The 17,299-nt window shown below is 71.2% G+C and carries 19 protein-coding genes; 11 read left to right on the top strand and 8 right to left on the bottom strand.

The annotated features are described in order from the left end of the window. Window positions 1-352, top strand: a 352-nt coding sequence (locus V6M42_RS05245; protein ID WP_332677637.1) for a TOBE domain-containing protein, incomplete at its 5' end; no start/stop codon positions are given. Between the two features lie 154 nt (window positions 353-506). Further along, entirely contained in the window at window positions 507-1,151 is a 645-nt protein-coding gene (ric, locus tag V6M42_RS05240; RefSeq protein WP_332677636.1) for an iron-sulfur cluster repair di-iron protein, read from the top strand. Window positions 1,152-1,156: 5 nt separating this feature from the next. Here ric and V6M42_RS05235 read toward each other — a convergent pair whose 3' ends face one another. The 6 genes from V6M42_RS05235 to V6M42_RS05210 all read right to left on the bottom strand — a co-directional run bounded on the left by V6M42_RS05235 (window position 1,157) and on the right by V6M42_RS05210 (window position 4,846). Next, on the bottom strand, window positions 1,157-2,344 hold the full coding sequence (locus tag V6M42_RS05235; RefSeq protein WP_332677635.1) for a molybdopterin molybdotransferase MoeA: 1,188 nt from the start codon (window positions 2,342-2,344) through the stop codon (window positions 1,157-1,159). Continuing rightward, a complete protein-coding gene (moaC, locus tag V6M42_RS05230; protein ID WP_332677634.1) occupies window positions 2,341-2,832 on the bottom strand; it encodes a cyclic pyranopterin monophosphate synthase MoaC in 492 nt (163 codons plus the stop codon). The genes V6M42_RS05235 and moaC overlap by 4 nt, the downstream gene beginning before the upstream one ends. Beyond that, the gene (gene moaB, locus V6M42_RS05225; protein ID WP_332677633.1) at window positions 2,829-3,368 is read right to left on the bottom strand and encodes a molybdenum cofactor biosynthesis protein B; all 540 of its coding nucleotides are present in this window, start codon (window positions 3,366-3,368) and stop codon (window positions 2,829-2,831) included. Before moaB ends, moaC begins: the two co-directional genes overlap by 4 nt. After that, window positions 3,368-3,838, bottom strand: a complete 471-nt coding sequence (locus V6M42_RS05220) for a molybdenum cofactor biosynthesis protein MoaE (protein WP_332660583.1) — start codon at window positions 3,836-3,838, stop codon at window positions 3,368-3,370. The genes moaB and V6M42_RS05220 overlap by 1 nt, the downstream gene beginning before the upstream one ends. Before the next feature lies 1 nt (window position 3,839). Then, window positions 3,840-4,088, bottom strand: coding sequence for a MoaD/ThiS family protein (locus tag V6M42_RS05215; protein WP_332660582.1), 249 nt, complete (start codon window positions 4,086-4,088; stop codon window positions 3,840-3,842). 227 nt (window positions 4,089-4,315) lie between these two features. After that, on the bottom strand, window positions 4,316-4,846 hold the full coding sequence (locus tag V6M42_RS05210) for a 6-pyruvoyl trahydropterin synthase family protein (protein WP_332677632.1): 531 nt from the start codon (window positions 4,844-4,846) through the stop codon (window positions 4,316-4,318). 181 nt (window positions 4,847-5,027) lie between these two features. Here V6M42_RS05210 and V6M42_RS05205 point away from each other — a divergent pair, with 181 nt between their 5' ends. Then, a complete protein-coding gene (locus V6M42_RS05205; RefSeq protein WP_332677631.1) occupies window positions 5,028-6,416 on the top strand; it encodes an aldehyde dehydrogenase family protein in 1,389 nt (462 codons plus the stop codon). On the opposite strand, the gene V6M42_RS05200 is transcribed toward V6M42_RS05205, so the two are convergent. Beyond that, window positions 6,413-7,114 (bottom strand): Crp/Fnr family transcriptional regulator, encoded by a 702-nt coding sequence (locus V6M42_RS05200; protein WP_332677629.1) that lies wholly within the window; start codon window positions 7,112-7,114, stop codon window positions 6,413-6,415. The genes V6M42_RS05205 and V6M42_RS05200 overlap by 4 nt on opposite strands. 122 nt (window positions 7,115-7,236) lie before the next feature. Here V6M42_RS05200 and V6M42_RS05195 point away from each other — a divergent pair, with 122 nt between their 5' ends. Both V6M42_RS05195 and V6M42_RS05190 read left to right on the top strand, forming a co-directional pair. Next, on the top strand, window positions 7,237-8,793 hold the full coding sequence (locus tag V6M42_RS05195; protein WP_332677627.1) for an acetolactate synthase large subunit: 1,557 nt from the start codon (window positions 7,237-7,239) through the stop codon (window positions 8,791-8,793). Next, a complete protein-coding gene (locus V6M42_RS05190) occupies window positions 8,790-10,187 on the top strand; it encodes an FAD-binding oxidoreductase (protein ID WP_332677625.1) in 1,398 nt (465 codons plus the stop codon). The genes V6M42_RS05195 and V6M42_RS05190 overlap by 4 nt, the downstream gene beginning before the upstream one ends. Window positions 10,188-10,325: 138 nt before the next feature. On the opposite strand, the gene V6M42_RS05185 is transcribed toward V6M42_RS05190, so the two are convergent. Next, entirely contained in the window at window positions 10,326-10,751 is a 426-nt protein-coding gene (locus V6M42_RS05185; protein WP_332660574.1) for a ribonucleotide reductase subunit alpha, read from the bottom strand. 138 nt (window positions 10,752-10,889) lie between these two features. On the opposite strand from V6M42_RS05185, the gene V6M42_RS05180 reads away from it, so the two are divergent. Genes V6M42_RS05180 through V6M42_RS05155 form a run of 6 tightly spaced genes read left to right on the top strand, consistent with a single transcriptional unit; the run spans window position 10,890 to window position 17,275 of the window. Then, window positions 10,890-13,154: a TonB-dependent receptor family protein gene (locus V6M42_RS05180; RefSeq protein ID WP_332677623.1), complete on the top strand. Its 2,265-nt coding sequence runs from the start codon at window positions 10,890-10,892 to the stop codon at window positions 13,152-13,154. 9 nt (window positions 13,155-13,163) lie between these two features. Further along, window positions 13,164-14,159, top strand: a complete 996-nt coding sequence (locus tag V6M42_RS05175; protein WP_332677621.1) for an ABC transporter substrate-binding protein — start codon at window positions 13,164-13,166, stop codon at window positions 14,157-14,159. Further along, complete coding sequence (locus tag V6M42_RS05170) at window positions 14,140-14,979, top strand: ABC transporter permease (protein WP_332677619.1); 840 nt, start codon at window positions 14,140-14,142, stop codon at window positions 14,977-14,979. Before V6M42_RS05175 ends, V6M42_RS05170 begins: the two co-directional genes overlap by 20 nt. After that, a complete protein-coding gene (locus V6M42_RS05165; protein ID WP_332677618.1) occupies window positions 14,976-15,719 on the top strand; it encodes an ABC transporter ATP-binding protein in 744 nt (247 codons plus the stop codon). The genes V6M42_RS05170 and V6M42_RS05165 overlap by 4 nt, the downstream gene beginning before the upstream one ends. A 1-nt stretch (window position 15,720) precedes the next feature. Then, a complete protein-coding gene (locus V6M42_RS05160; protein WP_332677615.1) occupies window positions 15,721-16,920 on the top strand; it encodes an NnrS family protein in 1,200 nt (399 codons plus the stop codon). 7 nt (window positions 16,921-16,927) lie between these two features. Then, window positions 16,928-17,275 carry a hypothetical protein gene (locus V6M42_RS05155; RefSeq protein WP_332677613.1) on the top strand — a complete coding sequence of 116 codons (348 nt, stop codon included), beginning with the start codon at window positions 16,928-16,930 and terminating at the stop codon, window positions 17,273-17,275. The last annotated feature ends 24 nt before the right edge of the window (window positions 17,276-17,299 follow it).

Genomic DNA, 17,299 nt, shown 5'->3' with positions numbered 1-17,299 from the left:
GGTCGCCGCCCACGACCCGGCGGGGAACGCGACCCGGATTGACCTGGCCGGAATTCCCTTCCTGTCGCCGCTCCTCGACGGCGCTCCCGGCGAACGGATCCGGGTGGTCGTCGATGCCCGGGATGTCGCCCTGGCGCTCACCGACCCCGTCGACGCCAGTTTCCAGAACCGGTTGCCGATGCGGATCGCCGCGCTTGAAAATCGCCCTGACGGGCTCCTGGTGCGGCTGGAGGCGGGCGGGCTGAGGCTCAAGGCGCTGGTCACCCGGCAGGCGGGCGACCAGCTGGGGCTGACGCCGGGGGGGCGTGTGATCGCCCTGGTCAAGGCGACCGCCGCCGCCCGCTACGCCTGACTGGCGGGCCCCGCCACGCGGCGGGACCCGGCCCCGGACCGGCATCAATGCGATGCTTGACGGAGGTCAAGCGGCGGCCGGAGCCGGCGGCCTAGGAAGACCCGATCGCCGCCCCGGAAGACCGGGGCGGGACGCGGAAGGGACATCGCGGAATATGGCGCTTCAACATCTGTCCGTCGGCGAGATCGTCGTCATCCTGCCCGCCGCCACCGCCGTCTTCCGCCGTCACAAGATAGACTTCTGCTGCAAGGGCGACGCCCGCCTCGCCAGCGTGGCGGAGGGCCGCGGACTGGATCTCGCGGCCATCGAGGCGGAACTCCACGCCCTTGAGTCGCCGGGCGTCCATGCGCCCGCCGAGGTCCCGGACCTGATCGCCCACATCATCGAACGCTATCACAAGGTGCACCGGCGCGAGTTCCCGACGGTCATCGAGATGGCCCGCCGCGTCGAGTCCGTGCATCAGGCCAGGGCCGAATGTCCGCGCGGACTCGCGGATCTGCTCTCGCGCATGTTCGAGGATCTGGAGGACCACCAGCACAAGGAGGAGGCGGTCCTGTTTCCCGCCATGATCAGCGGCGTGGGACCGGTCCTGCGTCACCCGATCGGCCGGATGATGCAGGACCATGCGGAGCTGGGGGAATTGCTCGCCTTCATGGCGGACCTGACCGACGACTTCGTCCCGCCCGACGACGCCTGCGCCACCTGGCGCGCCCTCTACGCCGGCTGCAGCAAGCTGGATGCGGACCTGCGCGAACATGTCCACCTCGAGAACAACATCCTGTTCCGGCGCTTCCTCTAGCCGGATCAGAAGTCCAGGATGGCGACGGCGTCGCCCGCGCCGAGACCGCCGGCGCCGGGGCGGCGCCGGATCAGGACGTCGGCTGTCGCCAGGGCCTTCTGGGTCGCGGAGTCCTGGACCTCCAGTCCTGCGACCCCGTCGCCGGCCAGACGGCCGCGCTCGAACGTTTCCCGGTCGCCGCAGGGCTTCAGCGGCGCGGTCAGGGTCATGTCCCGCCACTGCAGCAGCGCGGCGGGGTTTCTTCCCGCCAGACCTGCGACCAGCGGCGCCAGGAACAGGCGGGCCGTCACCAGCGCCGACGTCGGATTGCCGGGCAGACCCAGCACCAGCACGCCGCCCGCCCGCCCGAACCAGACCGGCTTGCCGGGCTTGATGGCCACCTTGGAGAAGATCAGTTCGAGGCCGAGGGGAGCGAACATCGCGCGCGCATAGTCCTTCTCCCCGACGGACGCTCCGCCCGTGACCACCACCAGATCGGCCTCGTCCAGCGCGAGGCGGGCGGCGGCTTCCAGAAGCTCGGGCGTATCGGTCAGGCGCCGACGGGCGAGCACCTCGCCGCCGCATTGCCGCGCGAGGGCGGCGACGCCGAACGAAACGCTTTCCGGAATACTGCCGGGCGTCTCCAGCGCCTGTCCCGGTTCCGCCAGCTCATCGCCGGTGCCCAGGATGACGATGCGGGGTTTGCGCACGACCGACACGGCGGGGACATCGGCTGCTGCGGCGGCGACCATGGCGCGGAAGCCGAGCACGGTTCCGGCTGCAAGCAGGACATCGCCGGTCGCGAAATCGGACCCGGCGGCGCGGATATGAGTTCCCGGTCCCGGCGAAACCTCGAACAGGGCGTCGTCGCCCTCGCGGCCGACGATCTCCTGGACCACCACCCTGTCGGCCCCGTGCGGCGTCGGTCCTCCGGTGAAGACCCGGGCGCAGGTTCCCGGGGCGAGGACGGGGACATCGGCGCGGCCCGCGAAGGCGACCGCGGCGACCGGCAACCGCGCCGGAAGCCTCGCCAGGTCGATGTCGCGCACGGCATATCCGTCCATCGCCGAAACCGCTGTGCGCGGCGCGTCGCCGCGCGCCGTCAGGTCCGCCGCCAGGACCCGCTCTCCGGCGGCCTCCAGCGCCACGGTCTCGCAGGGGAGGGGGCGGGCCTCGTTCAGGACCAGGGCGAGGGCGGTGTCAAAATCGATCACGTTGCGGGTCCGTCGCCCAGGGTCCAGTCGCCCGACCGTCCGCCGGATTTGGACAACAGCCGGATCTGGCTGACGACCATGCCGCGGTCGGCCGCCTTGAGCATGTCGTAGAGCGTGAGGCAGGCCACCGAGACGGCGGTCAGGGCTTCCATCTCGACGCCGGTCGGCCCGCTGACCCGCGCCTCGGCGGTCACGACGAAGCCGGGCAGACTCTCGTCGAGGACCACCGTCACAGAAACCTTGTCGAGGCCCAGCGGATGGCACAGGGGGATCAGATCCGCGGTGCGTTTGGCGCCCATGATCCCGGCCAGTTCGGCCGTCGTGACCACCGCCCCCTTGGGGGCCCGCCCGTCGCGCACGAGGGCCAGGGTCGCGGGGGCGCAGATCACCCGGCCCTCGGCGACGGCCCGGCGCGACGTCGGCGCCTTGTCGCCGACATCGACCATATGCACGCGGCCGGCGTCGTCCAGGTGGGTCAGGGCGCTCACGGGCAGATGCCCCGGAAACGCGGGATCTGGCCGACCAGGGAACAGGGACGGAAGCGGCTGTCCAGCTCCTCCGCCAGCACCAGGTCCCAGGCGTCGCGGCAGGCGCCGGTCGACCCCGGCACGCAGAAGATGAAGGTGTCTTCCGCCTGGCCCGCCAGGGCGCGCGACTGCAGGGTGGCGACCCCGACCGTGCCGAGGCTGGCGAGGTGGAAGATCACGGAGAAGCCGTCCAGCTCGCGCCGGAACAGCGGCTTCACGGCTTCGGGGGTCACATCGCGCGGCGAAAAGCCGGTGCCGCCCGTGGTCAGCACCACGTCGACGTCCGGGTCCGCGATCCAGACCTTGAGCTGGGCGCGGATGGCCTCGACCTCGTCGTGAACGATGGCCTTGCCCGCCAGCACATGGCCGGCGAGGGTCAGCCGCTCGGCCAGCAGCCCGCCCGAGGTGTCCGTCGTCTCGTCGCGCGTGTCCGAGATGGTGAGGACCGCGATGTTGAGCGGGAGAAACGGCAGGGTCTCGTCAATTCTTCCAGCCATCAGGACGCCTCGTCGTTCCAGCGCGCCACGGCCGCGCGATCCTCGTCAACAGGCTCGATCCAGCAGCTGCCGGCGGGGCCGGTCTCGCGCTTCCAGAACGCGGCCTCGGTCTTGAGCCTGTCCATCAGATAGTCCGCCGCCTCGAAGGCCGCGCGGCGGTGCGCCGCGGCTGCGGCGACGAAGACGATGGTCTCGCCGGGGGCGATGTTCCCGCAGCGGTGCGCCACGACCAGGTCCCGAACCGGGAAGCGCGCGGCGGCGGCGGCGGCGATATCGTACATGGAGCCTTCGGTCAGGCCCGGATACCAGTCCAGCCGGAGGGTATCGACGGCCGACCCGTCGCGGGCCACGCCGCGGGCAAGGCCGGTGAAGCTCACCACCGCGCCCTCGTCGGTGCGGCCCGCCAGAAACGCCTCGAGCTCGGCGGGTGCGGACAGGGGACCCGCGATCAGTCGGACGTCCAGGGCCATCTCACCCTCCCGAGACCAGCGAGAAGAAGGCGATTTCCTGGTCGGGCCCGGCCAGGGCGTCCTCGCCGACCACGACCAGGTCGACGGAAGCGCGGACATCGGGTCGCAGCAGGGCCTCCGAGGCGACCTCGTCCTGTTCGGCCAGCCGCCGGCGAATCTCCCGGACGGGCAATCCCTCGGCCGGCAGATCCAGCCGTCCCACGCTCCCCAGTTTTTCGCCGACGCGGCCGAAGTACAGAATACGGGTCATGATCGCTTCCATTCCAGACCGCCGAACCCGCGGGGACCCATCGGGACGTCGGTCGTCTCTGCGCCCGAACCGGGCCGATCCGCCGGACTTACAGGGTGCGTCGCCAAACCGAATTGCCATCGATCAATTGTCGGGCCGACTCCCGTCAATGGGCGGCGCCGCATGATATCGGCGGTCCGGGCGGGAAACGGCGGCCCGGGGGCGAGCGCCGGTTCCTGCGGGAGGTCTCAGCGTACGCCCGTGTCGCCCGACGCGTCCGCCAGCAGGCGGGCGTAGACTTCCAGATCGATCTTCGAGAGCAGGGCTGTCGGGTTTTCGTAGACGGCGCTGTTGGAGCCGTGCTCGAAACACTCGACGCTGTGGACCCAGCAGCGACCGCCGGTGGCTTCCCGTATCAGGCCGTCGGCGTGTTCGAGAACATGCTGCGACAGCCGCTCGCAACTGGTGCCCGGAACCAGTCTCGCCTGGGCGAGGCCAAGGGTTTCCAGGTTCAGGAAAACCTCCCGGTCGGGATCGTCCTCGCTGACCAGAAGGGTATGGTCGAAGGTCGCGTGAAGCCATTCGCGGATGCGGCCGAAGCCGCCCTTGCCGAAGTCGACGACCCAGCCGCGATGGTCGAGCTGTTCGGCGGCGAAGGTGAAGCGAAAGCCCAGCGAATAGCCGTGCAGAAGGTTGCAATGGCTGTCGGCGGCCCATTGCCTGAAGGCGCACGACAGACCCCGGTCGGCGCCGTAGGTCTTGGTGGACAGGTGGGCCATGAAGGGGCTCCGCGACGGATTCGGCGGTCAATGATGGGTTTCCGGCTGTTGGGCAACCCCGGAGGTTTGGCGCCGGGGGCGGCGGTGATGCGCCGCATGGCGTCGTCCGCCCTCGCGTGCGACCGAAAGCGTCGCCGGAGGCGCTCGCCCCGCCGCACCGGCTGTCTTCACGAGGTTCGCCATGGACGCATCGTCTTCCGATCGGAGCTATGACCGCCCCGTCGCCCTGGCCCGGGCGGCCTTCGACGAGGGTCGGACGCGCGATCCCGCCTGGCGTTCCGCGCAGCTCGCCGGGCTGATCCGTCTGATCGACGGGCATGAAGAGGACATCGTCACGGCGCTCGCCCAGGACCTGGGCAAGCCCCGCGCCGAGGCCCTGACCGCGGAGGCCTGGCTCGTCCGGTCCGAGGCCCGGGAAACCGCCCGGGCCTTTCATCGCTGGGCCCGGCCCCGGCGGGTCGTCACGCCGTTGTCGGTGTTCCCGGGCGCGGCGCGGGTGGTCCCGGAACCGCGCGGCCTGGCCCTGATCATGGGGGCCTGGAACTATCCCTTCCTGCTGACCCTGTCGCCGCTGATCGGCGCGCTCGGCGCGGGGTGCGCCGCGGTCGTCAAACCCTCCGAACAGGCGCCGGCCACGGCGGACCTGCTGGCCGAGCTGCTGCCCCGCTACCTCGACCCGGAGGCCGTCCAGGTCGTCGAGGGTGACGCCGGCGGCGCGGCGCGTCTGCTGGAACAGCGGTTCGATCTCATCCTCTACACCGGCGGGGCGCGGGTGGGGCGGCTGGTCATGGCCGCGGCCGCCAGGCACCTGACGCCCGTGATCCTGGAACTGGGCGGCAAGAGCCCGGCGCTGGTCCACGACAGCGCCGACCTCGCGGAAGCGGCCCGCCGCATCGCCTGGGGCAAGTCGCTGAACGCAGGCCAGACCTGCACCGCGCCGGACTATGTGCTGGTCCCGCGCGACCGGACAGACGCGTTCCTCGCAGCCTATCGCGGGGCGCTGGCGCGTTTCCATGGCGACGACGCCGCGACCAGTCCGGACTACGGGCGGATCCTGAACCGGCGTCATTTCGAACGGCTTTCAGCCTATCTCGGCGACGGGCGGGTCGTGATCGGCGGTCGCACCGATCCGGCGCGCCTGTTCATCGAGCCGACGGTGCTGGTCGACGTTCCGGTCGATGCGCCGGTCATGCAGGAAGAGATCTTCGGTCCGATCCTGCCGCTGATCCCCTACGACAGCTGGGATGACGCCCTGGCCATGGTCCGGGCGCGGGACAAGCCCCTGGCGGCCTATGCCTTCGGTCGCGACCGCGCCGCCGTCGACCGGGCCGAGCGGGATATCAGCGCCGGGGCCTTCTGCGGCAATGACGTGATCCTGCAGCAGACCGTTCCTGACCTGCCTTTCGGCGGGGTGGGCGCGAGCGGAATGGGCGCCTATCACGGCCGGGCCGGGTTCGACGCCTTCTCCCACGCCAAGGCGGTGCTGCGCCGCCCGGTCCGGTTCGACAGCGGCCTGCGGTTTCCGCCCCATCCCGAACGCAAGCTGCGACGGTTGCGGACGTTCTTCTAGGATCGCGGCCGGCCGCATTTCTGCTGAAGCGCCTCGAGATCGAGAATGACGAGGCGGGCGTAGCGGGTTTCAATCACCCGCTCCCGGCGCAATCGTCCCAACAGCGCGGCGAGGCTCTGGCGCGATATCCCGACCAGGGCCGCGAGATCCTCCTGGCTCAGCCGAAGATCGATCTCGACACCGTTTCCGACGGGCCGTCCGTGGCGACCGGCCATCTCGGTCAGGATGAAGGCCAGACGCGCCTCGGTCGAGGCGGTCAGGGTCTGCTCCACGAAGGCCAGGGCGGCGCGCTGATGCTGGCAGGTCAGGGCCCCGATCGCCCGGTCGAAACCGGGATGCGCGGCGGCGATGAGATCGACCCGGTTCGAATCGACGTGCAGGACGACGGAGGGGCCGAAGGCGATCGCATCGTGAAGACGGGGCTTGCCGTCCAGCACCGACATCTCCCCGAACCAGTCGCCCGGTCGCAGGATCAGATAGACGAGGCGACGCCCCGCCTCGGTATGGCCGATCAGCCGGATTTCCCCCTTGAGCACCGCATGCAGGCCGTCGCCCGGGTCGCCCGCGCGATAGACGGCGGCGCCGTTGTCGACGGTCCGGATCCGGGCGGCCCCCATCAGCGCCGCGCGCGTGTCCGGCGGCAAGGCGCCCAGCCAGGCGTCGGACCCGAGAATGCGGCTGGCGGCGGCGATCTCCATGCGACTCTCTGTACCGCCGGATTGTCAGGAACGCGACAATCTTTGCCGCGCCACGCGCCTAGCCTCGATCCCGGAAAACAGCTTGCCGGTCGAGTCCGCGGCCGGCGGGATCGGAGCGCGCCATGGAAACCGCCGTACGCATGCTGGAGACCTTCGCCGACCAGGGCGTCGACGTCTGTTTCGCCAATCCGGGGACCTCGGAAATGCACCTGGTCGCGGCGCTCGACCGCGTTCCCGGGATTCGTCCCGTGCTCGGCCTGTTCGAGGGCGTGGTCACGGGGGCCGCCGATGGATACGGCCGCATGCGCGGCGCGCCGGCCCTGACCCTGCTGCATCTCGGACCCGGGCTCAGCAACGGCGCCGCGAACCTGCACAACGCCTTTCGCGCCCGGACCCCGATCGTCAGCCTGATCGGGGATCACGCCACCTACCACCGCAAGAACGACGCCCCGCTGCAAAGCGACATCGAGGCCCTGGCGCGGCCGGTCAGCCGCTGGCTCGAGACGGCGGAGACGCCCGCCCAGGCGATCGATCTGGCGGGCCGGGCGGTGGCCGCGGCGACCCGGTCGGGGCCGGCCGGCCTGATCATTCCGGCCGACGTCGCCTGGTCCGACGAGGCGGTTCCGCCGCCTCCATCCGGGCCCCTGGCGTCGCCGCCGACGACATGGGACCGACGCATCGACGCAATCGCGGCGGCCCTGAGACAGCCCGGCTGCGCCCTTCTTCTCGGCGGCCGTCGGCTCGGGGCCGAGGCCTGCGCCGCGGCCTCGCGGATCGGCGCCGCCACCGGCGCGCTGGTCCTGACCGAGACCTTCCCGGCGCGGGTGGAGCGCGGCCGGGGTCGGGCCGCCCTGCCTCGCATTCCCTATCTGATCGAAATGAGCGCCGGCGTCCTGGGCGCGGTCAGGACGGTGATTCTGGCGGGCGCGCCGGCGCCGGTGGCCTTCTTCGCCCTGCCCGGGCGCCCGACCCGGCCGACCGCGGACGACGCCCGATTCCTGACCCTGGTCGAGCCGGGCGAGGACCCGACCGCCGCCCTGCTCGCCCTGGCCGAGGCCGTGGCCGGCCCGGCTGAGGAAGGGGCTCCAGGGCCGACGCTCATCGCGCCCGGTTTCGCCGACAGCGACCATGACCGCGCCCTGGACGCCGATCTGCTGGCCCGGGTGGTCACGGCGACCCTGCCCGACCAGGCCATTGTGTGCGACGAGTCGATCTCGCTCGGCTTCTACGCCTATGACTCCGCCGCCGGGGCGGCGCCGCACGACTGGCTGTCGCTGACCGGTGGCTCCATCGGGCAGGGCCTGCCCCTGGCGACCGGGGCGGCGCTGGCCTGTCCCGACCGTCGGGTGATCGCCCTGCAGGCCGACGGCAGCGCCCTGTTCACCGTCCAGGCGTTGTGGACCCAGGCCCGCGAAGGCCTCGACGTCACCAATGTCATTCTCAACAACGGCTCCTACGCCATCCTCGAACTGGAGCTGGCGCGCGCCGGAGCGCCGCCGGGCGGCGCCGCGGCCCGGGCCCTGTTCGATCTGACCCGGCCCGCGATCGACTTCACGGCCCTGGCGGCGGGCTTCGGCGTGCCCGCCACCCGGGTGCGTACGGCCGGCGAACTGGCCGCGGCGCTCAACCGGGCCAATGCGACGCCGGGCCCCCATCTGATCGAGGCGATGTTCCGATGACCGACTCCGCGATCCATGCCCCGCTGCCCCGGGGACTGATCGACCGTCTGGCTGAATTGCTGGGCGAGCATTTCACCGTCAACGCCGCGGTGTGCGGGCATCATGGCGGCGGGGGCATGCGCCATCCGAACCTGCCGCCCCAGGCCGTGGCCTTTCCCGGAACGACGGAGGAGGTCGCCGCCGTCGTGCGCGCCTGCGCCGACTACCGGACGCCGGTGGTGCCCTTCGGCGCCGGCACTTCGCTGGAGTGCCACGTCGGCGCGGTGGCGGGCGGCGTGACCCTGGACCTGTCGCGCATGAACCGGGTGCTTCGGGTCAGCGTCGAGGATTTCGACTGCACCGTGGAGGCGGGCGTGACCCGCATGGCGCTGAACGCCTACCTGCGCGACACCGGACTGTTCTTCCCCGTCGATCCGGGCGCTGACGCGACCCTGGGCGGCATGGCGGCGACGCGGGCCTCCGGCACCACCACGGTCCGCTACGGCGGCATGCGCGAGAATGTCATGGCCCTGACCGTGGTCACCGCCGCGGGTGAGATCCTCCGCACGGCCGGACGGGCGCGCAAGTCCTCGGCCGGCTACGACCTCACCCATCTGTTCGTGGGCTCGGAGGGGACGCTGGGCGTGACGACCGAAGTCACCCTGCGCCTGCATCCGGTTCCGGAGGCCACGGCGGCGGCGGTCTGCGCCTTTCCTTCGGCGGAAGCCGCCGTCACCACCGTGATCGAGGCGTTGCAGTCGGGGCTGACGCCCGCCCGGGCCGAATACCTCGACGCGACCCAGATGGGAGCGGTCAACCGGGCCTTCGGCCTCGACTATGCGGTCGCGGACACCCTGTTTCTGGAATTCCACGGCGGGCCGGACGCCGTCAGCAGCCAGGCCGAGGCGCTCGGTGAACTGGCGACGGCCAACGGGGGCTCGGACTTCCGGTGGGAGACCGAACCGGAGGGGCGCGACCGCCTGTGGAAGGCGCGGCACCAGGCGGGGTTCGCCGCCCTGTCGCTGCGGCCCGGGGCCGTGCCCTGGTCGACCGATGTCTGCGTGCCGATCAGCCGGTTGGCGCAATGCGTCGCCGAAACCCGGGCGGACCTCGACCGTGCGCCCTTTCCGGGCACGATGCTGGGTCACGTCGGCGACGGCAATTTCCACGCCATCCTGCTGTTGAACCGGGACGACCCCGCCGAGATGGCCGCCGCCGCCGCCTTCGATGCGCGGCTGGTTCAGCGCGCCCTGGCCATGGACGGCACCTGCACGGGCGAGCACGGCGTCGGTCTCGGCAAACAGGCCGCGCTCGTCGACGAACTCGGCGACGCGGTGGGCCTGATGCGGGCGGTGAAACAGGCCCTGGACCCCCACTGCCTGATGAACCCGGGCAAGATCTTCGCCGTCGTCTGACCCGTCGGCGCCCGCAGACAGGCGCGTCGCTGTGGGGGGGCGGAGAAGCAGACCTGTTTCGTCAAAGGCTCGTCGGCGCGCTCCCCGGGAGCAGGCCGCAGGTGTCGCCGCGAAGCGGCGGCGTCACAGCGGAGTCGCTCATCCGACTTCGAGGAACTCCCCCCGGGGTCCATAGGCGGCGAAGCCGGCGATCCGGCCGTCGCGCACGGCCTCGACCATGGTTTCCAGGGCCAGGTCGATCCGGGCCTTGTCGGGCGGACGCCCGGCCTGTCCTGACAGGCTGGCCGCGAACACCACGCTCCACGGCGGACCCGCCCGCTCGGACTCCGAGACCAGGGCCTGGAAGTCGGGGATGTCCCGCGGGGCCTTGTCGACGCACATCAGCGGCGCGAGGGCTCCGCCCCGGCCCGAGCGGAAGCGTTCCTGCTGTTCGGGTGTGGCGCGGTCGGGCAATTCGGCGAAGGCGAAGACGAACAGCAGGCGTTGCGGCTCGGGCTGGGCGGCGGCGGCGGCCAGAAGCTGCCGGAAGTGCGAGTTGTCGGTCATCGGGGGCGGGTAGGGCATCACGCCCGTCCCTGCCTTGCGCCCGCGCAACTCCCGCCCTGGCCGACTCCGCGACAATCAAGCGCAGCCGTAGGAAGGATTCCAATTTGAGAATGCGAGGCAATAGCAGTAAATCGGCCGCGCCATTAAGGAACGCCGATGCGCCACAGAACCCCACATCCCCGCCTGCCGTCGTTGTTCTGCCTCAACTCCGCGGGGGCTTCCGTCCTCCTGACGCTGGCCCTGGCCGCCCCGGCGGACGTCCACGCCCAATCCGTTGCGCCTGTCTCGGAAGCGCCGGCGGACCTCGGAGAGGTGGTGGTGACCGCGCGACGGACGACCCCTCTCGCCATCGCCCGGGCGCGAGCCACGCGAACCCCGGGCGGCGCCAGCGTCATCGCCACGGCGGATTTCGAGGAGGAGGGGGCCGTCATCCTCGCCGACGCCCTGGCCTCCGCCCCCGGGGTCGTGGTGCAGAGCTTCTTTGGCGGCGACGACCAGCCGCGACTGCAGCTGCGCGGTTCCGGGCTGCAGCAGAATCCGGCTGAACGCGGCGTCCTCTTCCTGCAGGACGGCCTGCCGCTCAATCGCGCGGACGGCTCCTACGTCGTCGGATTGATCGACCCCCGCCAGGCCGCCTTTATCGAGGTGTTCCGCGGCTATACCGCCAACCGGCTGGGCGCGACCGTCCTGGGCGGCGCGCTCAATTTCGTGTCTCCCTCGGGCGATGCGGTCCAGGGCGCGCGCCTGCGCCTTGAGGGCGGGAGCTTCGGCCATGCCTACGGTTCCGTCGACCTGGGGGTCGAGGCCGACGACTGGGCCGGCTTCGGATCGGTCAGCCACAGCCGGCGTGACGGCTATCGCGACTACAATGGATCATCGCGGACCAGCGTGGTTCTGAGCAGCGATCACGAACTGGCGCCCGGGGTCCGTTCCCGCTTCCTGGCGGGTTACGTCGACAATGCGTTCGATGTTTCGGGTCCCCTGACGGCGGCGATGATGGCGGACAATCCGCGACAGGTGTCGACGGGCCCGGTGGTCGTGGCGGGCGTCGCCCGCAATCCCGGACCCAATGTCGTCCGCGACCAGCCGAGGCGCGAGACGCAGCTGGCGTGGATCGGAAACCGGACCACGGCGACCCGGGGCGCCCACGCCGTGGACGCAGCCGTCAGTTTCGTGCGCGCCGACGACAGCTTCGCTTTTCCCATCTCCGCCGGCGTGCGGGAGACGGATGGCGGCGACCTCAATCTGATGGCGCGCTACGCCCTGCTTCGGGAGGGCGGCGGTCTGCCGCGCCTGGAAGTGACCGGCCACTACGCCACGGGGTCGGCGGACCGGGTGTATGCGCTCAACGTCGCCGGCGAACGGGGCGCCGTGTTCGGGCAGGGCGAACTGCAGGCGCGCGTCTACGGGCTCAATATGACCGCCACCCTGTCGCTGGGCGATGCGCTCACCCTGGCGCCGTCCCTGTCCTGGGCGCGCGCCGAACGGGCCTGGGAGGACGACTACGCCCTGGCCGCCCGGCCGACCGTGGCGTTCAATCCCATGAACCCGGCGATGCGCCTTCCAGACGGCGCCGTGGCGACGACGGACACCGGCTATGACCGCGGCTATGACGAGGTCAGCCCCTCGCTGGCCCTGAGCTGGCGGCCCGACGACCGCACCCATGTCTACGCCGCCGTCAGCCACAGTTTCGAACCGCCCTCGCACGACGACCTGATCGCCACCGTCAACGGCACGCCGAACTCCTCCGCGGGCCGTCCGGCCCCGGGGAATCCCGGACTGCAGGCCGAGGTGTTCCGGACGCCGGATCTGAAGGCCCAGACCAGCGACACCATCGAGGTCGGGGTCCGCGGCCGTCGGGGCCGGATCCAGCTCGACGGTCTCGTCTACTACGCCCGGGTCAGCGACGAACTGCTCAACCTGCGCGACGCGACCGGCGTGTCCCTGGGGGCGATCAACGCCGACGAAACCCGCCATCTCGGCGCCGAGATCGGGGTTTCCGCGGGCCTGACCGACCGCCTGGACGGGTGGGTGAGCTACACCTGGCAGGACTTTCGCTTCGTCGACGACCCGATCCGCGGCGACAACGCGCTCGCGGGCGCGCCTCCGCATGTGGTCAACGCCGGCCTCACCCTGGCCGTCACGCCGGCCCTGACTGTCGGGGCGAACGCGCATTGGCGACCGTCCCGCACGCCGGTCGACAATATGAACACCCTCTACAGCGACGCCTTCGCCACGCTCGACCTGCGTCTCGCCTATGTCTTCCAGGGCGGGGTCACGGCCTTCGTCGAGACCCGCAATGTCTTCGATGAGGTCCACGCCTCCTCAACCCTGGTGGTCGACGAGGCCCGGCCGGACCAGGCGGTCTACCTCCCGGGCGACGGGCGGGCGGTCACCGCCGGTCTCCGCTTCGGCTTCTAGGAGATGACCATGTCCGGCCCACTGTCGCGACGCCAGGCGCTTTCTGTTCTCGCCCTCGGCGCTGCCGGTACGGCGACGGGGTGCGCCGGTCCCGTCCCGGACGATCACGGCCGGCTGACCCTGTGGGGGCCGCCGGCCGGCCCGACGATCATTCTGGCCCATGCCGTCCACCTCGGCCTCGCCGATTTCATGGCCCGGGACGTGGCCGTCAGGGCGTGGCGCAGTCCCGACGAGCTCAGGGCCGGCCTGACCTCGGGAACGATCCAGCTGTCGGTCATGCCGCTCAATACGGCGGCCAGCCTCTACAATCGCGGCCAGGACGTGCGGCTGCTGAACGTGATGACCGACGGCCTGCTCTATGTCGTCTCGCCGGATGCGGACATCACCGGGCCCCGGCATCTGAAGGGCCGCAGCCTGGCCGTTCCGTACCGTCGCGACGCCCCGGACGTCGTGCTCCGCAGCCTGCTCGCCTTCCATGGACTGGTCGTTGGCGAGGACATGACGATCCGCAACACGGGATCGCCGATCGAGGCCGTTCAGCTGATGCTCACCGGCGCGGTGGACGCCGCCTTTGTGCCCGAGCCGGCCGCCTCGGCCGCGATCCGCAGCGGCGGGCTGGTGGGCAAGACCATCCGCCGCGTCATCGATGTCCAGGAGCAATGGCGAGCCGTGCTCGGTGATCCGGGCGCGACCCTTCCACAGGCCGGCTTGGCGGTCAGGGGGCTTTTCCAGCGCGACAACGCCGAGCGGCTGTCGCGCCTGAACCGGGTCCTCGCGGAGGCGGCGGTCGCGGTCAATGCAGACCCGGAGGCTGCGGCGCGCGCGGCCGCCGGATCACTGGGCATGCCGGCGTCGATACTGGAGGCGGCGATTCCGTTCTCCAATCTCAGGGTCGTCGAGGCGATGACGGCCCGACCGGCGATCGAACGCTATTTCTCGACGATCGCGGCGGCCGATCCCGCCATTCTGGGGGGGCGTGCTCCGGATGAGGGCTTCTATCTCTAGGACGCCGCTGACGCGAACGGCGGCGGACGCCGCGGGGCGCCTCGGCGGGTTCCTGTGGTCGGCCTGGGTCGGCCTGGCGGGCCTGGCTCTGATCGGCGCCCTGTGGCAGGCCGGTCATGAAGCCTTCGGGGACTTCATCCTCCCGGCGCCGCTGGCGGTCGTGGCGACCGCGATCGAACTGCTCGGCCGACCCGAGGCCTGGGCCGTCGCCGGCCAGACGACCGTGCGGGCGGTCCGCGGTCTCGCCCTGGGTCTGGTCGCGGGCGGCCTGTCCGGCTTCGTCGCGGGCTATTCGCCGGCGCTGATGCGCCTGGCCCGACCGATCCTGACGGTGATGCTCGGCGTGCCGCCCATCGCCTGGATCGTCATGACGATGATCTGGTTCGGCTCCTCCGACGCCACCGTCACGGTGACGGTCGTCGTCGCCGCCGCGCCCTTCCTCTTCATCGGGGCCGCGGAGGGCGTGACGGGGCGGGATCGGCGGCTCGACGACATGGCCCGGGCGTTCGGAGCGGGCCCGGTCGCGCGCCTGGCCACGATCGGCCTGCGCCAGATGATGACCAGCCTGTTTCCGGCCCTGACCATGGCCGCCGGCACGGCGTTCAAGGTCGCGGTCATGGCCGAACTTCTGACGAATACGGGCGGGATCGGCGGCGCGCTGGCGGACGCCCGCACGATGCTCGATGTCCGCCAGGCCCTGGCCTGGGTGCTCATCTCGGTGTCGTCCCTGCTGGCGCTCGAATATGGTCTGATCCACCCGATCCGCAGCCACCTTGAGCGCTGGCGCGAGGCCGCGCGCCAATGGGGGGTGAAGCGTTGACCCGCCTTGACCTCAGCGGCGTCGGCCACGCCTACCTCGGACGCACCGTTCTGGACCAGGTTCACCTGGCGGTCGGGGTGGCGGAGATCGTGGCCCTGGTCGGGCCGTCCGGCTGCGGCAAGAGCACCCTGCTGCATATCGCCGCCGGCCTGACGGATCCGGTGCGGGGCCGCGTGGTCCGCAACTATCGACGTCACGGCGTGGTCTTCCAGGAGCCCCGCCTCCTGCCCTGGGCGACGGCGCGCGACAACATCGCCTACGCCCTCAGGCGTCGCGGCGTCGACGGGCCGACGCGACGGCGACGCGTGCGTGAAGTCGCCGCGAGCGTGGCGCTGGGCGACGCCGACCTCGGGAAGTATCCGCTGGAGCTGTCAGGCGGCATGGCGCAGCGGGTGGCCGTCGCCCGGGCCCTCGCGGCCGATCCCGATTTCGTCTTTCTGGACGAACCGTTCAGCGCGCTCGATGTCGGCCTGAAACGGCGCCTGCAGGATCTCACCATCGCCGCGCTCGATGACGGCGGCGTCAGCGCCCTGTTCGTCACCCACGATCTGTCGGAGGCGGCCCGCATCGCCCATCGCATCGTGGTTCTCGACGGAAGAGGGCAGGGCGTGATCGCCAACCGCCGTCTTCCGGACCGCCCGGGCCGGCGCAGCGAGCGTCAGATATTCGAGACGGTCCAGGATCTGCTGATCCGCGACCCCGCGTTTCTCCACATCAACGACGACGGCGGGAGAGACTAGAATGGGCGAGCGGTTGCGGGCCACGGCGGCGGCGCTCGGCGACGAGGCCCTGCGTCTGTTCTTTCCGCTCGCGGCGATCCACGCGGCCGCCTGGCCGCTGTTGTGGGTTGTGGTCCACCGCCTTGATCTGACTCTGGCGCGGACGGTCCCTCCGTCGATGTGGCATGGCCACGAGATGCTGATCGGCGCCTTTGGCGCCGCCCTGCTCGGCTTCATCTTCACCGCGGTCCCGGAGTGGAGCAACCAGGATCGGCCAAGGGGCCGCGGCCTGTTCATCCTCGCCGGGCTCTGGGGCGTCGGGCGGCTGGTCGGCCTGCTCGGCGCCGACGTGCTGGGCGCCCTCGGCGCCGCGGCCGACCTCGCCTGGCTGGGGGCCATTGTGGTCTTTCTGACGCTCACCGCCGTCCGCCAGCGCGCCCTCGGTCTGCGGGGATTCCTGTTCTGGATCGCGGCCCTGTGGCTTGCCGAGGCGGCCGCCCGGTACGGATTCCTGACCGGCGATCTTCAGCTGGCGAGGACGGCGCTCTGGCTGGCCGTTCTCGCCTTTACCGGCGTCCTCGGACTGGCGCTCGCCCGGATCACGCCGCCGATCACCAACCGTATCCTCGATCCCGGCCTCAGGAGCACGCCGTTCCGGCCGCACCCCGGGCGCCGCAACCTCGGCCCGATCCTGATCGCCGCGGCGATGGGCGGGACGATCCTCGGCGCCTCGGCCGCGGTCGAAGGCTTTCTCCTCATCGCCGCCGGCGCCGCCTGTCTGGACCGGTCGGCGGAAGCCTTTATCGGCCGCGCCTTCTTTCGCACGGAGATCCTCGCGCTCGGCGGATCCTCCGCCCTCGCGGGGGCCGGCCTGCTGCTTGTCGGCGCAAGCCGCCTGGCCTTGCCGGTTCCGGAGCTCGCGGGACTCCATCTGCTGACCATGGGCGGTCTCGGTCTCGGCGTCCTTTCGGTGTTCGCCATCGCCGGCAAGCTTCACACCGGTCAGCCCCTGGGTCTGGAGGCGCCTGTGAAGGGCGCCTTTCTCCTGCTCGCAGGCGGGACGTTCGCGCGGGTCCTTGCGGCCTTCGATCTTACGACGCCGTCCATTACGGGCGCCCTGCATGTCGCCGCGGCGCTGATGTGGGCCGGCGCGTTCCTCGTCTGGCTTCGATGCTATTGGCGCTTCCTGGCCCGCGCGAACGGGCCGGGAGCCCACGGGTGACAGGCGATTGCCTCAGGCCTCGACGGCCCGGGGCGTCGAGCGGGCCCAGAGCGCGGCTTCGGTGCGGTTGCGCACGCCGATTTCCCGGTTGGTCATGCCTTCGGCGAGGCGCTTCGCGACCTCCCGCTTCTTCGAGACCGGCCCGCTCTACGACGCCGCTTACAGCCTGTGTGATGTCAGCGACAGGATGCAGGCCGCGGGCGTGTGGCATTGGCCCTCGGTGGAGGTGCATCTGGACGCGCTGGCCCTGATCCTGTCCGGCGACTGCGGTCGCACCGCCGCCACGGACAACCTGCTCTCCGGCCTTCGCGCCATCCGCGATCGCATTCCCCGCCTTCCGGACGCTGCCGGGTGACCGAAGTCGTCAACGCCGGGATTC

Source organism: Brevundimonas sp. (assembly GCF_036677305.1).
Taxonomy (GTDB): domain Bacteria; phylum Pseudomonadota; class Alphaproteobacteria; order Caulobacterales; family Caulobacteraceae; genus Brevundimonas.
Note: the sequence above shows the minus strand (reverse complement) of the source record. Positions and strands in the feature narration are given on the sequence as shown.